This window comes from Streptomyces sp. NPDC050743 (assembly GCF_044456925.1).
Lineage (GTDB): Bacteria > Actinomycetota > Actinomycetes > Streptomycetales > Streptomycetaceae > Streptomyces.
Genome location: NZ_JBITGJ010000258.1, coordinates 1 through 3,853, shown reverse-complemented (window position 1 = coordinate 3,853; position 3,853 = coordinate 1). Strand labels below are relative to the sequence as shown.

General features: G+C 73.4%; 2 protein-coding genes. Both read right to left on the bottom strand.

Translation table 11 applies throughout. The features are described from left to right. Positions 1–298: 298 nt before the first annotated feature. Positions 299–2,356 (bottom strand): elongation factor G, encoded by a 2,058-nt coding sequence (gene fusA, locus ACIBJF_RS52565; RefSeq protein ID WP_399184985.1) that lies wholly within the window; start codon positions 2,354–2,356, stop codon positions 299–301. A 318-nt stretch (positions 2,357–2,674) separates the two neighbouring features. Beyond that, positions 2,675–3,622 (bottom strand): nucleotidyl transferase AbiEii/AbiGii toxin family protein, encoded by a 948-nt coding sequence (locus ACIBJF_RS52560; protein WP_399184984.1) that lies wholly within the window; start codon positions 3,620–3,622, stop codon positions 2,675–2,677. Positions 3,623–3,853: the final 231 nt, after the last annotated feature.

Sequence of the window (3,853 nt, the reverse complement as noted above, 5' to 3'; positions counted from 1 at the left end):
GTGTACCGGGCATGCCCGGTGTCCTTCGTGGTCGCTTCTGTCGTCATGCATCCGAACCTACCCGAGGGCACTGACAGTTGAGAGTTCTCGATCATTGCGGGCGGCATCACCGCCGTGCGGGGTGGAAGCCGGATCGCCCCGATGGCGATCCGGCTATCCCTGCCCTGCTCCGCAGGAGTCCGATTCCTCCCCGGCCTGAAGGCCGGGGCATCCTCGGAGGAACCCGGTGAAGGGCCGGCACGCCCACTCGGGGCCCGCACCACCCGCCCGGTCGGCTGGTGGTGCGGGCCCCGGTCCGCTACCGGACCGGCAGCGGTCGAGGTGCCGGGGCGTAACCGCCGGGACGGGTCGTGAAGGTGCCGCGGCCCTGGGTGCGGCTGCGCAACCGGGTTGCGTAGCCGAACAGTTCGGCCAGCGGAACGGTCGCCGTCAGGACCGCCGCGCCGCCCCGGTTCTCGGAGCCGCCGACCCGGCCGCGCCGGGCCGCCAGGTCGCCGAGGACCGAGCCGACGGCGTCCTCCGGCACGGTCACCGTGACCTCGGCGACCGGCTCCAGCAGGGCCGTCGTACAGGCGCGCAGGGCCTCACGGAGTCCGAGCCGGCCGGCGGTGCGGAAGGCCGTGTCGGAGGAGTCCTTCACGTGGGTGGAGCCGTCGGTGAGGGTGACGCGGAGCCCGGTCACCGGGTGCCCGTCCAGCGGACCCTCGGCGAGCGCGTCCCGGCAGCCGGCCTCCACCGCGCGCACGTACTCCTGCGGCACCGCCCCGCCGACCACGGCGGAACGGAACTCGAAGCCGGTGACACCGGCTTCGGGTCCCAGTGGCTCCACGTCGAGCACGACGTGCGCGAACTGGCCTGCCCCGCCGTCCTGTTTGACGTGCCGGAACACGTATCCCGTCACGCCCTCGACGACCGTCTCGCGGTAGGCGACCCGAGGCCGGCCCACGGCCACCTCCGGTCCCCCGTCGCGGCGGATCTTCTCCACCGCGACCTCCAGGTGCAGTTCGCCCATGCCGGACAGCACGGTCTGCCCGGTCTCGGCGTCGGTGCGCACCACCAGCGAGGGATCCTCCTCGGCCAGCCGCGCCAGCGCCGTCGCCAGCCGGCCGGTGTCCGTGGCGCGCCGGGCCTCGACCGCGACGGACACCACGGGCTCGGCGGCCACCGGCGGTTCCAGGAGCAGCGGCGCGCCGGGGTCGCACAGCGTGGAGCCGGCCCGCGCCGACTTCACCCCGGCGAGCGCGACGATGTCCCCGGCGACCGCCCGGTCGAGCCGGTCGTGCCGGTCCGCCATGACCCGCACGATGCGTGCCACGCGCTCGGTGCGCCCGGTGCCCGGGTCCCACACGGTGTCTCCCTTCTCGATCGTGCCCGAGTACACGCGCACGTAGGCCAGCCGCCCGGTGGTGCTCGCGGTCACCTTGAACACGAGCCCCGCGAACGGTGCTTCGGGATCGGCGGCGCGCTCCTGCCCGGTCCCCTCGTGGACGCCGTGTACGGCGGGGACGTCCAGCGGAGAGGGCAGGTAGGCCACGACCGCGTCGAGCAACGGTTCGATGCCGCGGTTGCGGTAGGCCGAGCCGCACAGGACGACCACGCCGTCCCCGGTGCGGGTGAGGTCGCGCAGGGTGGCGGCGAGGGTGTCGGTGCCCAGCGTCTGCCGGTCGCAGAACTCCTCCAGGGCGGCCGGGTGCAGCTCCGCCACGGTCTCCTCCAGCGCCCGGCGCCGCCGTACCGCCTCCTCGCGCAGCGGCTCGGGCACGGGTCCCTCCACGGCCGTACCCGCGCCGTCGGCCCAGACCAGCGAGCGCATCCGTACGAGATCCACCACCCCCGTGAACCCGCCCTCCGCGCCGATGGGCAGCTGGACCACGAGCGGTACGGGGTGCAACCGCTGCCGGATGGACGCGACGGCCCGGTCCAGGTCGGCGCCGGCCCGGTCCATCTTGTTGACGAACGCGATCCTCGGCACGCCGTGCCGGTCGGCCTGCCGCCACACCGACTCGCTCTGCGGCTCGACCCCGGCGACGGCGTCGAACACGGCGACCGCCCCGTCGAGGACGCGCAGGGAGCGCTCGACCTCGTCGGCGAAGTCGACGTGGCCGGGGGTGTCGATGAGGTTGATGCGGTGCCCGTCCCAGGCGCAGCTGACGGCGGCGGCGAAGATGGTGATGCCGCGGTCGCGTTCCTGCGGGTCGAAGTCGGTGACGGTGGTGCCGTCGTGCACCTCGCCCCGCTTGTGGGTGGTGCCCGTCGCGAACAGGATCCGCTCGGTGACGGTGGTCTTGCCCGCGTCGACGTGGGCGAGGATGCCGAGGTTGCGGACGGCGGCGAGGGTGGTGGTGTGGGTGCGCACGGCCCAGGGCCTTTCTGGGGATCGGGCCTGACGTCGAGGCCCGAATCGAGAAAAGGGCAGCGCGATTACCCGTGCGTCCGGGGTCAGCGGGGCGTCACGGGCGTCCGGTGCCGGCCGCGCAGCGGGCACCGGCACCACCGGGACACGAGGATCACCTCGTACCGGGAACGGGGAGCGACGACAGCGGTGCGTGCACGCACGGCCGGGCTCCCCTCTGTGTCGGACGAAAGGCACCGCCGTACGGTCGTGGCGGCACTCGGTACGGGATGACGGTACGAGAGGGACGTGGCCGGGGGCACGTGATTTTCCGGTACGGCCTCAGGAGGGAGCCAGCGCCCCGGCGAGACGGCGCAGCCAGTCCCGCGCGCTTCCCCGGACGGCCGGGTACTGGTCCCGGAACCCTTCCCAGTCCACGTCCCAGCGGAGCACCGCGGCCGGGTCGAGGGCGGTGTGCGGGTCCGAGGGGCCGGCCGCCCGGTCGAAGACCTTCCGCAACAGGCGCGGCGGGAGCCCGGCGCCCACCGTCTCGGCGAGGAGGACCGCGTCGTACAGGTCCTTCCCCTGTGCGCGGCTCCCGTCATGGCTGTCGTTGTGCAGCCAGAGCAGCTTCCAGGCCAGGGACAGCTCCCGGCTCGCCGTGCGCACCGGGACGGGACTCCCGCCGTCGCCGCGCGATATCAGGGTCCAGACGGGGGGTTCGGGCAGTGTTTCGTCGCGGGCGAAGTCCAGCCGTACCTCGCCGGACAGCAGGCCGTCGGCGTGCCAGGGGATGAGCAGGCGCACGCCCGGTGTGTCGTAGGCAGCGTAGGTCCAGGTGCCGTCGACGCGCGCCTTCTCCGCGTCGAGGCGGAGGCCGGGGGCGGCCTCCGGATGCCGTGCCACGCGTTCGAGCAGGTCGGCGTACGGCGGTCCGGTGTCCGCCGCGTCCTCCTCGTACAGCCAGTGCAGCCCTTCCGGCGGGAGCAACGGCCGCTGCCCGCCGGTGTCGAACTCCTCGTACGTCCACATCTCGTAGCGTGCGGCGCCGTCGGCGGCCTCGGGCCACTGCTGGACGACGTCCAGCCGGTCCACGTACGGATACGGGTCCAGCGCGTCGACTCCGACGGGGTCCTCCAGCACCACCCAGTCCAGATCGGCCGGCCGGCGGGCCGCGTCCCCCACCCAGGCGGGCATGACCATGCTTCCGCGCAGGGCCAGGGTCGCGCTCCACGGAGCGTCCGCGACAAGCCCCAGCACATGATCGAGCGCCGCGCGCAGTGCGTCCACGGGGCAGACCGTAGCGCCCACGACTGACAACGGCGGGACCGGAGGCGAGGAACCCATGTCCCGAGGGCCATGGGTTCCTGCCGGGTGCCCGAGGGCGGGTCGGCTCAGCCGAGCTTGGCGGACATGTCGTACTGCTTTTGAAGTTCTCCCCTCCCTTCGCAAGCTCGGGAAGGGGATTCCCGTCTACCTTTCGGCGACAGGCTTGACGGTTTTACCCGCCCTGCGACCGCG